At 64.5% G+C, this 14,072-nt stretch carries 15 protein-coding genes; 6 read left to right on the top strand and 9 right to left on the bottom strand.

The genetic code is table 11. The features are described from left to right. Positions 1–2: 2 nt before the first annotated feature. Positions 3–1,211, bottom strand: coding sequence for an MFS transporter (locus tag FJ414_RS10145; RefSeq protein WP_140644102.1), 1,209 nt, complete (start codon positions 1,209–1,211; stop codon positions 3–5). A 138-nt stretch (positions 1,212–1,349) separates the two neighbouring features. Between FJ414_RS10145 and FJ414_RS10140 the strand changes: the two genes are divergently transcribed. Then, entirely contained in the window at positions 1,350–1,925 is a 576-nt protein-coding gene (locus FJ414_RS10140; RefSeq protein ID WP_140644099.1) for a TMEM175 family protein, read from the top strand. A gap of 3 nt (positions 1,926–1,928) precedes the next feature. Here the strand turns inward: FJ414_RS10140 and FJ414_RS10135 are convergent, their stop codons facing one another. After that, positions 1,929–2,210, bottom strand: coding sequence for a hypothetical protein (locus tag FJ414_RS10135; RefSeq protein WP_140644096.1), 282 nt, complete (start codon positions 2,208–2,210; stop codon positions 1,929–1,931). A gap of 152 nt (positions 2,211–2,362) precedes the next feature. Here FJ414_RS10135 and FJ414_RS10130 point away from each other — a divergent pair, with 152 nt between their 5' ends. Continuing rightward, a complete protein-coding gene (locus FJ414_RS10130) occupies positions 2,363–3,229 on the top strand; it encodes an SDR family NAD(P)-dependent oxidoreductase (protein ID WP_140644094.1) in 867 nt (288 codons plus the stop codon). 101 nt (positions 3,230–3,330) lie between these two features. Here the strand turns inward: FJ414_RS10130 and FJ414_RS10125 are convergent, their stop codons facing one another. The 3 genes from FJ414_RS10125 to FJ414_RS10115 all read right to left on the bottom strand — a co-directional run bounded on the left by FJ414_RS10125 (position 3,331) and on the right by FJ414_RS10115 (position 5,227). After that, positions 3,331–3,762 (bottom strand): low affinity iron permease family protein, encoded by a 432-nt coding sequence (locus tag FJ414_RS10125; protein ID WP_181181583.1) that lies wholly within the window; start codon positions 3,760–3,762, stop codon positions 3,331–3,333. Between the two features lie 334 nt (positions 3,763–4,096). Continuing rightward, entirely contained in the window at positions 4,097–4,738 is a 642-nt protein-coding gene (locus FJ414_RS10120; RefSeq protein WP_140644092.1) for a DapH/DapD/GlmU-related protein, read from the bottom strand. A 60-nt stretch (positions 4,739–4,798) separates the two neighbouring features. After that, positions 4,799–5,227, bottom strand: a complete 429-nt coding sequence (locus tag FJ414_RS10115) for a CreA family protein (protein ID WP_140644341.1) — start codon at positions 5,225–5,227, stop codon at positions 4,799–4,801. 232 nt (positions 5,228–5,459) lie between these two features. Between FJ414_RS10115 and FJ414_RS10110 the strand changes: the two genes are divergently transcribed. The 3 genes from FJ414_RS10110 to FJ414_RS10100 all read left to right on the top strand — a co-directional run bounded on the left by FJ414_RS10110 (position 5,460) and on the right by FJ414_RS10100 (position 8,860). Further along, entirely contained in the window at positions 5,460–6,044 is a 585-nt protein-coding gene (locus FJ414_RS10110) for an SCO family protein (protein ID WP_140644089.1), read from the top strand. After that, entirely contained in the window at positions 6,044–6,916 is an 873-nt protein-coding gene (locus tag FJ414_RS10105; protein WP_140644339.1) for a 50S ribosomal protein L11 methyltransferase, read from the top strand. The genes FJ414_RS10110 and FJ414_RS10105 overlap by 1 nt, the downstream gene beginning before the upstream one ends. A gap of 99 nt (positions 6,917–7,015) precedes the next feature. Next, positions 7,016–8,860, top strand: a complete 1,845-nt coding sequence (locus tag FJ414_RS10100) for an aminopeptidase P family protein (RefSeq protein ID WP_140644087.1) — start codon at positions 7,016–7,018, stop codon at positions 8,858–8,860. Between the two features lie 121 nt (positions 8,861–8,981). On the opposite strand, the gene FJ414_RS10095 is transcribed toward FJ414_RS10100, so the two are convergent. Together FJ414_RS10095 and FJ414_RS10090 are read right to left on the bottom strand one after the other, a co-directional pair. After that, on the bottom strand, positions 8,982–9,278 hold the full coding sequence (locus tag FJ414_RS10095) for an AzlD family protein (RefSeq protein ID WP_140644085.1): 297 nt from the start codon (positions 9,276–9,278) through the stop codon (positions 8,982–8,984). Beyond that, entirely contained in the window at positions 9,275–10,003 is a 729-nt protein-coding gene (locus tag FJ414_RS10090) for an AzlC family ABC transporter permease (RefSeq protein WP_140644082.1), read from the bottom strand. The genes FJ414_RS10095 and FJ414_RS10090 overlap by 4 nt, the downstream gene beginning before the upstream one ends. 369 nt (positions 10,004–10,372) lie before the next feature. Here FJ414_RS10090 and FJ414_RS10085 point away from each other — a divergent pair, with 369 nt between their 5' ends. After that, complete coding sequence (locus FJ414_RS10085) at positions 10,373–11,131, top strand: SDR family oxidoreductase (RefSeq protein ID WP_140644080.1); 759 nt, start codon at positions 10,373–10,375, stop codon at positions 11,129–11,131. A 26-nt stretch (positions 11,132–11,157) separates the two neighbouring features. On the opposite strand, the gene FJ414_RS10080 is transcribed toward FJ414_RS10085, so the two are convergent. Beyond that, positions 11,158–11,850: a TIGR02453 family protein gene (locus FJ414_RS10080; RefSeq protein WP_140644078.1), complete on the bottom strand. Its 693-nt coding sequence runs from the start codon at positions 11,848–11,850 to the stop codon at positions 11,158–11,160. Beyond that, complete coding sequence (gene ligA, locus FJ414_RS10075) at positions 11,850–14,057, bottom strand: NAD-dependent DNA ligase LigA (RefSeq protein WP_140644071.1); 2,208 nt, start codon at positions 14,055–14,057, stop codon at positions 11,850–11,852. The genes FJ414_RS10080 and ligA overlap by 1 nt, the downstream gene beginning before the upstream one ends. Positions 14,058–14,072 lie beyond the last annotated feature (15 nt).

The following is a 14,072-nucleotide window of genomic DNA, read 5'->3' as shown; positions in this document are numbered from 1 at the left end:
ACCTACCGTGCGTATCTGACGCCAAAGCCGAGCGCGACCAGCGAGAAGACGATGATCATGCCGGCAAAGGCCAGGCTTGCCACGGTGGCGCTCGCCAGGCTGGACAGGATGCCGATGCCGATCACCGGCAGCGCGTTGCCGCAGAAGCAGCAGATGAAGAAGGCCGACACCACCTCGGCGCGGCGGTCGGCCGGCGCGATCTGATTGACCACTTGCAGGCCGCCGCGATAGCCAAGCGCCGCCGCCACGCCGCAGACCGCCGTCGCGGCGATCATGAGCGCCATCGAGGCGTAGACCTGCGCCGCCACGATCAGCGCCACGGCGGGGATCATCAGCGCCAGCGCCGCGAGCATGGTGGAGCGGCTGGAGAACCAGGCGGTGCCGACGATGGTGATAGCCGCCACGCTCGACAGCTCGAAGAAAAGCCCGCCGGCTTCGGCATGATTGGTCACGTGCAGCTGCTGCGCGAGAATGCTCGGCGCCAGCGCGGCATAGAAGCCGACCAGCGCCATGGCGCCAAAACCGGTCACCGCCGGCGCCACGAACTGCGCGCGGATACCGTCAGGCACCGAAAGCCGCGGCCGCAGCGGGACGTCGGAGAACCGTCCAGGCCTGGAGACGGTTTCCCGCGTGCGCCAGATCAGCAGGGTGACGAGCCCAAGCAGGACGAGATAGACGGCAAATGTCAGCCTGAGCGGCCATGGCGCGAATTGGGCGAGCACCCCCGCCACGAGCGCGCCGGCCCCGAGGCCGACAAAGTTGGTGCTGGTGGCGATGACGGCGGCGCGCGACTTGTCCTTGCCTTCGATCAGTTCGGCCAGCCAGGCGGTGCCGGCGCCTGCGCCGACGCCGATGCCGAGCCCGCTCAGGATGCGGGCGATGTCGAGCCAGGCGAGGTCTTCGGCGAAGAGGAAGGACAACGCGCTGACCACCGCAACAGCCATCGCGGCAAGCGCGGCGGGGCGGCGGCCGACGGCATCCGAGAGACGGCCGAAAAACAGCAGCGCCGCCAGATTGCCGACCACATAGACGGCATAGACCAGCGTCAGCGTGATCTGCGAAAAGCCGAATTCCTGCTTGTAGATCACGTAAAGCGGGGTCAGCGCGGTGCTGCCGGCAAAGAGCGCGGCGATCATGGCGGCGACGGCGGCCTTTGCGGCGGTCCCGTCAAGTTCATTCTCACGCGTCATGGTTTGAGCGTCGCTGGCCATCGGCACCTCCGGCGTTGCAAGCCCAACGCCTATGTAATGACGGCTGTTCCGGTTGCCGAACGCCCTCCTGACAATTCTGGCAGGATGGTCAGGCGCAAAATCCTCTCGTAACGTCCGTCAGCCACCGAGGGAGGAATCATGGGCAAGGGACGGGTCGAGGCATTTACCGATGGCGTCGTCGCCATCATCATCACCATCATGGTGCTGGACCTGAAAGTGCCGCACGGCGAGGATTTTTCAACACTTCTGCCGCAGTGGCCGATCTTCTTCTGCTACGTGCTCTCCTTCATCAATGTCGGCATCTACTGGAACAACCTGCACAACATGTTCCACACCGTGCAGCGCGTCGACGGACGCGTGCTATGGGCCAATCTCAACCTTCTGTTCTGGCTGTCGCTGATCCCGGTGACCACGGCGTTCATGGGAGAGAACCATTTCGCGGCTGCGCCGGTCGCCGTTTATGGCATCGACCTCGCGCTCTGCGCCGTCGCCTACACCATCCTGGTCATCAAACTTCGCCATCTGCATGGCGCCGACACGACCTTCGCCAAGGCCGTCGGCCACGACAAAAAAGGCAAGATCTCGCTGGCGCTCTATATCGTTGCCGTGCTGCTAAGCTTCTTCAACCAGTGGATCAGCGTGGCGATCTATGTGCTGGTGGCGACCGTCTGGTTCGCGCCGGACAAGCGCTTCGAGCGGTTGGTGGAGAAATAACGGCTATTTCCGCATCACTTTCAGCTTTTCCGCCACAGAGGCGGCAAGATCGGCATAGCGTTCCTCCAGCCTTTCTGCCGCCTTGATGATCGGGAAGTCATGGCCGAACTTCTCCAGCGCCAGCCGCAGCTTTTCGGCGAAATCCGCCTGTTTCTCCAGCGCCGCGAACAGCGTTTTCACCTGCGCCTCGCTGATGTCGGGATTGGCGAGCATCTTCGGCACCTCGCGACCCATCTGATCGCCGTTGACGGTTTGCTCTTTCAGGATTCCGATCCAGTCGGTCAAATGCCGAACTCCTTTTTGGGACACCATGCGCGGCGGGCGCCGCCATGGTCAACCCGTTGCGGCTGTTGTTGCGGTCACATGCGGGACGAACCGGGCTTGCCTCGGCGACGTCCGGCGTTAAGTTCGGCCCGACCCTCATAAGGATGGAAACCATGACCAGCGACGCCCAGATCCAGATCGCCCTGCCCGCTTTCGCTTCCGGCAACGTCGCCGTCATCACTGGCGGCGCCAGCGGCATCGGCCTTGCCGCCGCAAAACGGTTCGCGGCGATGGGCATGAAGGTGGTGCTGGCCGATATCGGCGGCGTGCGCCTCGACCAGGCAAGAGAGGCGGTCGCGGCGATCGCCGGCGACGACGCCGTGCTCCCAATCCCCACCGACGTCTCCAGGGCAGACGAGGTAGACCGGTTGGCGGATCTCGCCAACGGCGCCTTCGGTGCGGTGTCGGTGCTGATGAACAATGCCGGCGTCGGCAACAATCCGGGCAAGCCCTGGGAGAACCGCGACGCCTGGAAGCGGCTGCTCGACATCAATTTCTGGGGTGTCGTGCATGGCGTCGAGGCCTTCGCGCCGCGCATGCTCGCGGCGGGCAAGCCGGGCACGATCATCAACACCGGGTCCAAGCAAGGCATCACCACGCCACCCGGCAACCTCGCCTACAACGTCTCCAAGGCCGGCGTGAAGACTTTTACCGAAGGGCTGGCGCATGCGCTGCGCAACGAGCCGGGAGGCAAGATGTCGGCGCATCTGCTGATCCCCGGCTTCACCTATACCGGCCTGACCGAAGGCGCGACGGAAAAGCCCGCCGGCGCCTGGACCGGCGAGCAGGTGATCGACTTCATGCTGGCATCGCTGATGGACGGCGACTTCTACATCCTGTGCCCGGACAACGAGGTGGCGCGGCCGACGGATGAAAAGCGCATGGCCTGGGCGATCGGCGACATCATCGAGAACCGCCCTGCTCTGTCGCGCTGGCATCCCGATCACAAGGACGCCTTCGCGGCCTTCATGGGCCGCTAAGCAATTCCAGGAAAAGTGCGTAGCGGTTTTCCGTCCGGAATTGCGCAAAAGCAAATATCTAGCGGTTCGACGTTTCTGCGAAACGCTCGAGCCGGCCAGGCTCAGGCGGCTGCTTTCTTCTTGGAACCAGCCTTGCCCGCCACAGCCTTCTTCGCCGCCATCTCGGCAATCTTGCGGTCGTGCCGCTTGGCCGCCGCTTCGCATTTGTCGCGGATCTCCTCGACCTCCGATTCCGTCAGATGCTCGATGCCGATGAAGTGGTTTTGAGCGCGGCCGACCCGGATCAGCTCGTCGAGCTTGGCCTGGATCGCCGCGCCGTCTCGGTTCTGCGTGTTCTGGATCAGGAACACCATCAGGAAGGTGATGATGGTGGTGCCGGTGTTGATGACCAGTTGCCAGGTGTCCGAAAAGCCGAACAGCGGGCCGGTTACCGCCCAGACCACCACGATCAACACGCAGACGGCGAAAGTCGGTGGCATGCCGGCGAGATGTGCCACCCAATTGGCAACCCTGGTGAATAGTTTCTCTATCATCTGGATCCCACAACAGGCCGCATCGGCGCGGCGCTCACAGGAAACAGACAGCCGCGGCTTCCGGTTCCAAGTCGTTGGATTTTCTCGCATGCGCGCGTCCACAATCGGCTGCACGCGAAAGGCGCGAACAGGGGAAAACACACCTTATTTGTTTGTTTGCGATAGTGCCGGAGCAGGCCGAAAGCCTGTTCCTTCCGCTTAACGGCGGTTTACCTCCAGCCCCTTCCGCTGCGCCACCCCCGCATGGCGGAAGGGGCAACTATTCCCGAGAGCGAAGCGTAATACCCAAGTAGCGCCCCTCAGCGTCCTCTGGCGCTCCGCCGCTGGTTCGCCTTTAGAGGGTGCCGTCTTCCCAACGGTCGAGAAAGGCCTCGATCGGCACGGCCTGCATGTCGGGGATTGCGCTCGCCAGTTTCTCGGGCGTCCAGTCCCACCAGGCGAGCGCCTCGATGCGCGCCGCGACGGCGGCCGGGAACCGCTGGCGCAGCGGCTTGGCCGGAACGCCGGCGACGATCGTGTAAGGCGCGACGTCATGCGTCACCACGGCATTGGCGCCGATGACGGCGCCGTTGCCGATCGCGACGCCCGGCATGATGACCGCGCCGTGACCGATCCAGACATCATGGCCGATGCTGACCGATTTTGCCTGGCGCCGCGCGCGGAATTCGGTGTCGACGCCCAGCCAGCGGAAATATTCGTTGGGCCGGTAGCTGACCTTGTGCTGCGTCAGCCGCTCGATCGGATGCTCGAGCGCGTTGATGCGGCTGTTGGCGGCGATCGAGCAGAACTTGCCGATCGTCGTGTAGATCGCCTCGGAATGGCGTTCGAAATAGGAAAAGTCGCCGACCGTCACTTCGCGCAGGATCACCCGCTCGCCGATCGAGGCATAGCGGCCGAGCTTGCACGCCTTCAACTCCGCGGTCGGATGGATGCGTGGCTCGGGATCTTTCAGGACAAGATTTTCAGGGTGGTCCATAACTCGGGCTTTACGCCCGAGCGATTGGTCCCGCAAGCGGGGCCGATCGTCCGCTTCGGCCTATTGCGGCTTGCCCTTGGTCCAGACCACGTTCTGGCCGTAAAGCGGCACGGTCGTGACCGACATCTTCGCCGAGCCGTTCTGCACCTGGCGCGAATGCGACAGATAGATCAGCGTCTCGTTCTTCTTGTCGTAGATGCGGTTCACCACCTGCTTCTTCCAGATCAGGCTGAGGCCCTGCTTGAACACCTCTTCGCCGCCCTCGCTCATGTCGATGTCGCCGATGGTGATCGGCCCGGTCTGGCGGCAGGAGATCGAGGAATCGGAAGGATCCTCGAACCAGTTGCCCTTATGCAGCCGGTCGATGATGCTGCGGTCGAAATAGGCGACATGGCAGGTGACGCCGTCGACCTTCGGGTCCTTGATCGCGTCGATCATGATGTCGTTGCCGATCCAGTCGACGCCGACTTTACCCACTTCGTCAGCCATGGCCGCGCTGGCGCTCAGGGCAAGACAGGCAGCGAACAAGCCGATCAATTTTCGCAAGGAGGCCTCCTCGGTTCGGTTTTTGCCGATGTCAGGTGGGGCAGGATCGTGGCGTTTACAAGCCGATCGGCCTGTCCGGCCGCTTGCGGCAACGCGACATCTTTGCGCGCCCGGCGCCGACCCGCTAAGACTGTCGCCGAACCTGGCTTCCAGCCAAAGCAATGGACATTCACTGATGATGCGTTCAATCCTGGTCGGCATTCTCGTCCTGATGGCGGCGGGTATCGGCTGGCTGACATTCGACTGGTACCGGGGCCATTATGGCGGCGAGCCCTTTGGCGCGCCCTTCACGCTGGTCGACCAGAAAGGCGCGCCGATCACCGAAGCGGCGTTCAGAGGGCACCCGAGCGTCGTGTTCTTCGGCTTCACCCATTGCCCGGAAGTCTGCCCGACGACCCTGTTCGAGCTGGCCGGCTGGCTGAAGACGATGGGCGACAGCGGCAAGAACCTCAACGCCTATTTCGTCACCGTCGATCCGGAGCGTGACACGCCGCAGACGATGAACACCTATGTCAGCAACTTCTCCGACCGCATCACCGGCATCACCGGCGATCCGGACAAAGTGCATGCCATGGCCAAGGCCTTCGGCATCTACTGGAAGAAGGTCGACACAGGCGACGGCGACTACACGATGGACCATACGGCTTCGGTGCTGCTGCTCAACGCCAAGGGCGATTTCGCCGGCACCATCGCCTATGGCGAGAGCGCCGACACCGCTGTCGCCAAGCTGAAGCGCCTGGCAGCGGGCGGGCAAACATGATGAGCCAGATCCGGCTCCATCTCACTGCCAACAAGGTCGAGGCCGACCGCATCTTCGCGGCGCTCGACGCCGCTTTCGAGGATGACGGCCTGCCGATCGCCGTGCTGGAGCTCGACGAGGACAACGACATCCACGAAGTGTCGCTCTATGCCGATGGCGACGTCGATCCCGTCGAAGCGCGGGTCAAGGATCTCCTCGCCGGTCTCGGACTGCCGAAGCCCGTCGCGCGCGAGGTCCTTCCCGACGTGGACTGGGTGTCGCGCTCGCTGGAAGGCTTGAAGCCGGTGTGCGCCGGCCGCTTCCTGGTCCACGGCTCGCACGACCGCGCCAAGCGCCACGCTGGCGACCTCGCCATCGAGATCGAGGCCGGCCTTGCCTTCGGCACCGGCCATCACGGCACCACCGCCGGCTGCCTCGAAATGCTGGAGCAGGTGGTGCTGCGCGAGCGGCCGCGCAACGCGCTCGACCTCGGCACCGGCAGCGCGGTGCTCGCCATCGCGCTCGCCAAGCTCGCGCATATCCCGGTGCTGGCGACCGACATCGATCCGGTCGCCATCCGCGTCGCCGCCGCCAATGCCCGCCTCAACCATGTCAAGGCGCTGGTCGAGACGGTGACGGCGCCCGGCTTCCACAATCCGATCTTCGCCAGGCGCGCGCCTTTCGACCTCATCGTCGCCAACATCCTGGCCCGGCCGCTGATGCGGCTGGCGCCGGAGATGGCCAAGCATATCAGGCTCGGCGGTTCGCTGGTGCTCTCCGGCATCCTCGACCGGCAGCGCGACGCGGTGATCTCGGCCTATGTCGGCCAAGCCTTCCGCCACGTCCGCACGCTGCATCGCGAAGGCTGGGTGACCATCCACCTCAAGCGCTGAGCCTGGCAAAATCCAGCCTGTCTGGCCCTGCCGAAATCGATTCCGGTTTGAAGGTCTATGCGCTACGCTCTCGGCTCGCATTCGAGGGAGACGCCAAAAATGTTCCAGACCTTTGATTCCGCTGGCGATCCGGCCGTCGGCAAGCCGCGCGTGGCGCTGCTGCGGCGATGGCTGTCCGAGAACGGCCTCGACGGCTTCATGGTCCCCCGCGCCGACGAGCATCAGGGCGAATATGTCGCCGACCGCTCGGCGCGGCTGAAATGGCTGACCGGTTTTTCCGGTTCGGCCGGTGTCGCCATAATCCTGCGCGACCGCGCCTTCATCTTCGTCGACGGCCGCTACACGCTGCAGGTGCGCAAAGAGGTCGACCTTTCGATCTTCACCATCGAGAGCCTCATCGACAATCCGCCGGCCGCCTGGATCAAAGACAATCTCGGCAAGGGCGCGAGGCTCGGCTTCGACCCCTGGCTGCATACGATCGGCGAGATCAAGGCGCTGAAGGCATCAGCCGAGCAGTCCGGCGCTACTCTAGTGCCGCTCGACAAGAATCCCATCGACATCATCTGGAAGGACCAGCCGGAGCCGCCGCGCGCGCCTGTCGAGATCCATCCGCAAAACCTCGCCGGCGAGCTCGCCAAGGACAAGCTGGCTCGGCTGGCGGGTGCGATCGGAAAGGACGGCGCCACCCACGCAGTGCTGACCGATCCCTCTTCGATAGCCTGGGCCTTCAACATCCGTGGCAGCGACGTGCCGCATACGCCGCTGGCACTCGGCTTCGCCATCCTCGCCGCCGACGGCAAGCATCAGATCTTCATGGACCAGCGTAAATTCCCACGCCAGGTCGCGGCCTACCTCACGCAGTTGGCTGACCTGCACGATCCAGGCGAATTCGAAGCCGCGATCATCGAGCTCGCCAAGGCCGGCGCGAAAATCGCGCTCGATCCTGTGCTGGCGGCGGACAAGCTGAGGATGCTGGTCGAGGACAATGGCGGCACCGTCGTGTTGGCCGCCGACCCGGCGCGCATACCGCGCGCCACCAAGAACCAGGCCGAGATCGCCGGCAGCCGCGCCGCGCATCGCCGCGACGGCGCCGCGGTCGCCAAGCTGCTCTGCTGGCTGGATCGCCAGAAGCCCGGCTCGCTGGACGAAATCGCCGTCGTCACCAAGCTCGAGGAAGTGCGCCGCCAGACCGGCGAGGAAACGCAGATGCCGCTGCGCGACGTCTCCTTCGACACGATTTCCGGCGCCGGCCCGAACGGCGCGATCATGCATTACCGCGTCTCGCGCGCCACCAGCCGCAAGCTTGAAAGCGGCGAACTGTTCCTGCTCGATTCCGGCGGCCAGTATCAGGACGGCACCACCGACATCACCCGCACTGTGCCGATCGGCCAGCCGACCGAGGAAATGCGTGAACGCTTCACCCTCGTGCTGAAGGGCATGATCGGCATCTCGACGCTGCGTTTCCCTGCCGGCACGCGCGGCTCGGAGATCGACGCCGTCGCCCGCGTGGCGCTGTGGAAGCATGGCTGCGACTTCGCCCACGGCACCGGCCACGGCGTCGGCTCCTACCTTGCCGTGCATGAAGGGCCGCAGCGCATCGCCCGCACCGGCACCGAAAAACTGCTGGCCGGCATGATGCTGTCCAACGAGCCGGGCTATTACAAGGAAGGCGCCTACGGCATCCGCATCGAGAACCTGATCCTGGTCACGCCTGCGGAGCAGATCGAAGGCGGCGACATCGCCATGCACGGCTTCGAGACGCTGACCCTGGCGCCGATCGACAAGCGGCTCATCCGCAGCGACCTGCTGCATCGGGACGAGCTGCAATGGCTCGACCGGTATCACGCCTGGGTTCTGGCCGAGATCGGCCCGATGGTCGACGGCGAAACGCTGGCCTGGCTGGAAAAAGCCACCGCCCCGCTGCCGCACGACGCGAAGATTTGAGGCAAGCTTCTTTCTCCCGTTCACGGGGAGAAATGCCCGGTCCACCCTCCGTAGCTGCAGCGCAGCTGCTGCGGAGGACGGGCAGGCAGTGAGGGCAGCGCCAACCATTCAGGATGGAAAGCTAACCCATAAACTGGCGCGCGATAATCAACACCGCCGCGCCGGCCAAAAACATCGCCATCAGTCCGCCGCGCAGCGATACCAGCACGGTGACGATCAGCGCCGCCCATTCGGCCGGTCCGGCATGCAGCAGTTCCGGCGCGACGAGCGTCGTCAGCACCGCCGCCGGAACGGCGTTGAGCCCGGCCTCGACGCGCGGATGGATGGTCTCGAAGCGCGAGATGACGAGATGGCCGCCGACACGCGTGAGATAGGTGGCGACGGCGCCGGCGAGGATGATCCAGAAGGTCGTGCTCATGGCCGCTTGCCCACGCCGCTGTGGTGTGGCGGCAGGATCACCGCCAGGAGGACGCCGGCGACCGCGCCGATCGAGACATGCCAGGGCGAGCCGACGGTTCTGTAGGCGATGATCGAGGCGACGGCGCTGGCGGCGACGACGGGTGCCCACAGCGGCCGCTTGCGGAAGCCAAGCACCAGGCCGAGGAAATAGATCGGCAGCAGGAAATCGATGCCCAGCGCATGCGTATCCGGGATCATCTTGCCGAACACAGCACCCAAGCCGCTTTCGATCACCCAGAACACGTAGACCGGCAGGCCGAGACCCAGATACCAGACGAAACCGACAGGACGGCCGGACTCGGCCCTTGCCTCCGCGATGGCATATTGCGGGTCGGTCAGGATGAAGTAGCCGAGCGCCTGCTGCAGCACGGGCCAATGCGCGATACGCCTGCCGATGCCGGCCGAATAGAGCACATGGCGGAAATTCACCGCGAAGATCGACAGCACGATCAGCCATGGCGCGACATGCTGGCCGAACAATTCGATGCCGACCATCTGGCTGGCGCCGCCATAGATCATGGCGCTCATCAAAAAGGCTTCGAGCACGGAGAAACCATTGTCGACGGCGATCGCGCCGAACAGGATCGCGAACGGCGCCGAGGCGACGACGACCGGCATGCTCAATCGCACGCCGTCCCAGAAATCGCCGCCGGTCCTGCCTCCGGAGATTGCTTCCGCCGCCATCAGCCGCTCCCTAAGCATGTCGCCCAGAAGTGCGCAGCGGTTCTGGGACAACGACATGCATCAACCAAAGACTTAACGCGCGTCACCTGAATCCGCTCAACGAGACGCGCTTTAAGAGCGGCCTCATTTAGGGAGCGTCGCTTTCAATGTCACACCAATTCGCCTGACCCAATGATCAGCGGAACTGATCGCTTGCGTTGCAAAGCGTTGGAAGTTCTCCACGCCTCAGCTGCCGAAATAGCGCTGCCATTCGAAGTCCCTGATGTGCGACGCCTGCCAAGGGATTTTTTGTCCGCCCCTATTGTCGAACGATCGCGCCCTGGCGCAGAGATAGTATCGGGCCTTGCAGCAAAAACCGAGGGGAAATGAATGGTCGTCTTTGATTTCACCGGCAGGCATGCGGTCGTCACCGGAGCGGGCGGCGGCATGGGCGAAGCGATCGCGCTGGCGCTGCTCGATGCCGGCGCCTCCGTCACCGCCATCGATATCAAGCCACGCCCAGCCTCGCTTGCCGCCTATGACGACAGGTTGACCTTCGCGCAGGGTGATTTGACCGACGCCGCTTTCGTCGAACAGGTCATCGGCACCGCCGGCCGCGAGCGCAGAGGCATCGACTATCTCGCCAATGTCGCCGGCGTGCTGTGGTTCGGCCGCGACAAGTCTGCGCTCGATATGGACCTCGATGTCTGGGACCAGGTCTTCAACATCAATTTGAAATCCTTCGTGCACACCGCACGCGCCGTCGTTCCTTACATGCGTTCCGGCGGCCGCGGCGGCGCCATGGTGCATTTCTCCACCATCCAGTGGTATCGCGGCGACCCGAACCCGCAGGACGCCTATCAGGCCTCGAAGGCCGGCGTGTGCGCGCTGTCCAAGTCGCTCGCCATGCAGCTTGCCGGCGAACGCATCCGCTCGAACGCGATCTGCCCCGGCATGGCGCTGACGCCGCTGCAGGCGCGCTGGGACACCGAGGAGAAGCGCGCCGCCGTGGCGAGCTATGCGCCGCTCGGCCGCATCGGCACGCCGCAGGACATGGCGAACGCCGCGCTGTTCCTGTTCTCGGATGCCGCAAGCTACATCACGGGCATCGAACTCGCCGTCGACGGCGGCCTGCTGATGCGGATGTAAACCCTGGCGGCCGCCGGACGACGGCGTCAAGCCGCCACGGCCGTGCCCTGGATCGCCCTGCCCCAGTCGAGCAGCGGCCTGGCGCCAAGCGTGAAATCGACGAGATCGTCGACCAGCGCCGGCGAATGGATCGTCGACGGATCGATGTCGTGCCGGACGACGAAATGCCGGTTGCGCACCGCCTGGGCGAGATCCTCGTCGCCGACATCCTCGAAACCGCGCGGCGCGCGCTTCAGGCGGTCTTCCGGATCGAGTGCCAGGCCGGCCTTCTCGAGCGACGAGACCATGCCGCGGAACGCGGCCGGCTTGGTCACGATCGCCTTGCGCATCGCCTGCAGCAGTTCGGGCGCTGGCTGCCACCAGGCCACACCGGCAAAGCAGCGCTCCAGCCCGATATGCACATAGAAGACCCCTTGCGACATCTTGCTGCCGTCGGGCGAGAGGATCGCCGACAAGTGCCGGTTGTAGGGCCGCTTGTCCTTTGCGAAGCGCACGTCGCGATTGATGCGGAAGAGCGACTTTTTGCGGTCGCCGCGCAGACCGAGCTTGGCCGCCTCGAAACGCTCGGTGAGCGTCTCGACAAGATCACAGAACGGCCCGTGCAGCTCGCTGTCGAAGAGGTCGCGGTTTTCCTGGAACCACTCGCGGCTCTGGTGGAAGTCGAGCGCCTTGAAGAACTGAATGGCCTTCTGCCCAAAACCCTTGAACGCGCCAGTCATCAGCCGGCCCTGCCGATGCGCTGCAGCCAGGTATCCTCGTCGATCACCTCGATGCCGAGGTCGCTCGCAGTTTTCAGCTTCGAGCCGGCGCCCGGACCCGCCACCACCAGGTCGGTCTTGGCGGAAACCGAACCCGCGACCTTGGCGCCGAGCCGCTCCGCCATCGCCTTGGCTTCGGATCGCGTCATCTTTTCCAGCGAGCCGGTGAACACCACCGTCTTGCCGGAGACTTCGCTGCCGGCCGAGATTTCCATGACGTAGGGTTTCGGATGAACCTGCGCGAGCAAGGCATCCAACACATCGTCATTGCGCTCATTGCCGAAGAAGTCGCGCAACGCGTTGATCACCGTGTCGCCGATGCCGTTGATCGACGGGAAGACGGTGTGCGGATCCTCCGCCTTCGCCGTCTCCTTGCCGACGCGGATCAATTCCTCGATTGTCGAGAACTGGCGGGCAAGCACGGCCGCCGTTGTCTCGCCGATATGTCGGATGCCGAGCGCGAAGATGAAGCGGTCGAGCTCCGGCTCGCGGCGCGCGTCGATGGCCGAAAACAGCTTGTCGAGACCTTCATAGTTGCGCTCCTCGACGCTGCGCACATTCTTGCGCGTCTTGCCCGAAGCTTCCTCGCGCAGCCGAGCCTGCTCCTCGCGCCGCTCGGCCAGCGCCTTGGTGACGGCCGGGCGGCGATCCTTCAGCGTGAAGATGTCGGCGGCCGTCTTCACCAACCCCGAATTGAAGAAGAGGTCGATGTTTTCCGCGCCCAAGCCCTCGATATCGAGCGCGCCGCGCGACACGAAGTGGCGCAGCCTCTCCACGGCCTGCGCGGCGCAGATCAACTCGCCGGTGCAGCGCCGCCGCGAATCCTCCTTGCCCGTCTTCTCGTTGATCTCGCGCGTCGCCGGCGAGCCGCAGACCGGGCAGGTATGCGGGAATTCATAAGGCACCGCGCCGGCCGGCCGCTTGTCGACGACGACGCTGACGATCTGCGGGATGACGTCGCCTGCCCGCTGGATGACCACCGTGTCGCCGATGCGCACGTCGATGCCGTCCCGGATCGGCTGGCCGTTGCTGTCGAAACCCTTGATGTAGTCTTCGTTGTGCAGCGTGACGTTCTCTACCACCACGCCGCCGACTGTGACCGGCGCCAGCCGCGCCACCGGCGCCAGCGTGCCGGTACGGCCGACCTGGATGTCGATCTTCTCGACCGTCGTCATCGCCTGCTCGGCCGGGAATTTGTGGGCGACCGCCCAGCGCGGCTCGCCGGTGACGAAACCCCAGCGGCGTTGCAGCTCCAGCTGGTCGACCTTGTAGACGACGCCGTCGATGTCGTAGCCCAACGAGGAGCGCTGCTCCTCGATGCGATGGTAATGCGCGATGAGTTCGTCGATCGACTTCGCCCGCACCATCAGCGGGCTGACCTTGAACCCCCACTCGGCGAATTTCTGCACCGAATCGTACTGGGTGGGAGCCGGATCCGTCGTCGTGTAGCCCCAGGCATAGGCGAAGAATTTCAGATTGCGGCTGGCGGTGACCGACGGGTCCTTCTGGCGGAGCGATCCGGCAGCGGTGTTGCGCGGATTGACGTAATCCTGGCCGCCGACCGCTGCCGAGCGCTGCTTCAGAGCTTCGAATTCGGCATAGGTCATGTAGACTTCGCCACGTATTTCGATTGTCTCCGGCCAACCCGACCCCTTCAGCGTCTTCGGGATATCGGCAATCGTCTTCAGATTGGCGGTGATGTCCTCGCCGACGGCACCGTCGCCGCGCGTCGCGCCCTGCACGAACACGCCGTTCTCGTAACGCAGCGAAGCCGACAGCCCGTCGATCTTCGGCTCGGCGGTGAAGGCGATATCGAGGTCCTTGTCGCGGTCGAAGAAACGCCGGCCGCGCTCGATGAAATCGGCAACGTCCTGGTCGGTGTAGGCCTTGGCGAGGCTGAGCATCGGCACCGCGTGCCGCACCTTGGTAAAGCCCTCCGCGGGCGCGGCGCCAACCCGCAGCGACGGCGAATCCTCACGTATCAGGCCAGGAAAATGCTCTTCAAGAGCGAGGTTGCGCCGCCGCAGCGCGTCATATTCGGCATCGGTGATCGTCGGTGCATCCTCGGCATGATAGCGCCGGTCATGCTCGGCGATCTCCGCCGCCAGCCGCTTCAGCTCCTCCGCGGCCTCGCCTTCGGTCAGCGATTCGACTGGTTTTTCCGACATGAAACGCGGTCCTCG

Origin of the sequence: Mesorhizobium sp. B3-1-6, assembly GCF_006439555.1 — a bacterium.
Taxonomy (GTDB): domain Bacteria; phylum Pseudomonadota; class Alphaproteobacteria; order Rhizobiales; family Rhizobiaceae; genus Mesorhizobium.
This window is presented reverse-complemented; position numbering and strand designations above follow the sequence as displayed.

Coding starts and splice junctions, on each gene's coding strand:
- FJ414_RS10100 (WP_140644087.1), top strand. CDS start 7,016: ATGTTCCAGACCTTTGATTCCGCTGGCGATCCGGCCGTCGGCAAGCCG.
- FJ414_RS10105 (WP_140644339.1), top strand. CDS start 6,044: ATGAGCCAGATCCGGCTCCATCTCACTGCCAACAAGGTCGAGGCCGAC.
- FJ414_RS10130 (WP_140644094.1), top strand. CDS start 2,363: ATGACCAGCGACGCCCAGATCCAGATCGCCCTGCCCGCTTTCGCTTCC.
- FJ414_RS10080 (WP_140644078.1), bottom strand. CDS start 11,850: ATGACTGGCGCGTTCAAGGGTTTTGGGCAGAAGGCCATTCAGTTCTTC.
- FJ414_RS10140 (WP_140644099.1), top strand. CDS start 1,350: ATGGGCAAGGGACGGGTCGAGGCATTTACCGATGGCGTCGTCGCCATC.
- ligA (WP_140644071.1), bottom strand. CDS start 14,057: ATGTCGGAAAAACCAGTCGAATCGCTGACCGAAGGCGAGGCCGCGGAG.
- FJ414_RS10145 (WP_140644102.1), bottom strand. CDS start 1,211: ATGGCCAGCGACGCTCAAACCATGACGCGTGAGAATGAACTTGACGGG.
- FJ414_RS10110 (WP_140644089.1), top strand. CDS start 5,460: ATGATGCGTTCAATCCTGGTCGGCATTCTCGTCCTGATGGCGGCGGGT.
- FJ414_RS10115 (WP_140644341.1), bottom strand. CDS start 5,227: ATGGCTGACGAAGTGGGTAAAGTCGGCGTCGACTGGATCGGCAACGAC.
- FJ414_RS10090 (WP_140644082.1), bottom strand. CDS start 10,003: ATGGCGGCGGAAGCAATCTCCGGAGGCAGGACCGGCGGCGATTTCTGG.
- FJ414_RS10120 (WP_140644092.1), bottom strand. CDS start 4,738: ATGGACCACCCTGAAAATCTTGTCCTGAAAGATCCCGAGCCACGCATC.
- FJ414_RS10095 (WP_140644085.1), bottom strand. CDS start 9,278: ATGAGCACGACCTTCTGGATCATCCTCGCCGGCGCCGTCGCCACCTAT.
- FJ414_RS10125 (WP_181181583.1), bottom strand. CDS start 3,762: ATGATAGAGAAACTATTCACCAGGGTTGCCAATTGGGTGGCACATCTC.
- FJ414_RS10085 (WP_140644080.1), top strand. CDS start 10,373: ATGGTCGTCTTTGATTTCACCGGCAGGCATGCGGTCGTCACCGGAGCG.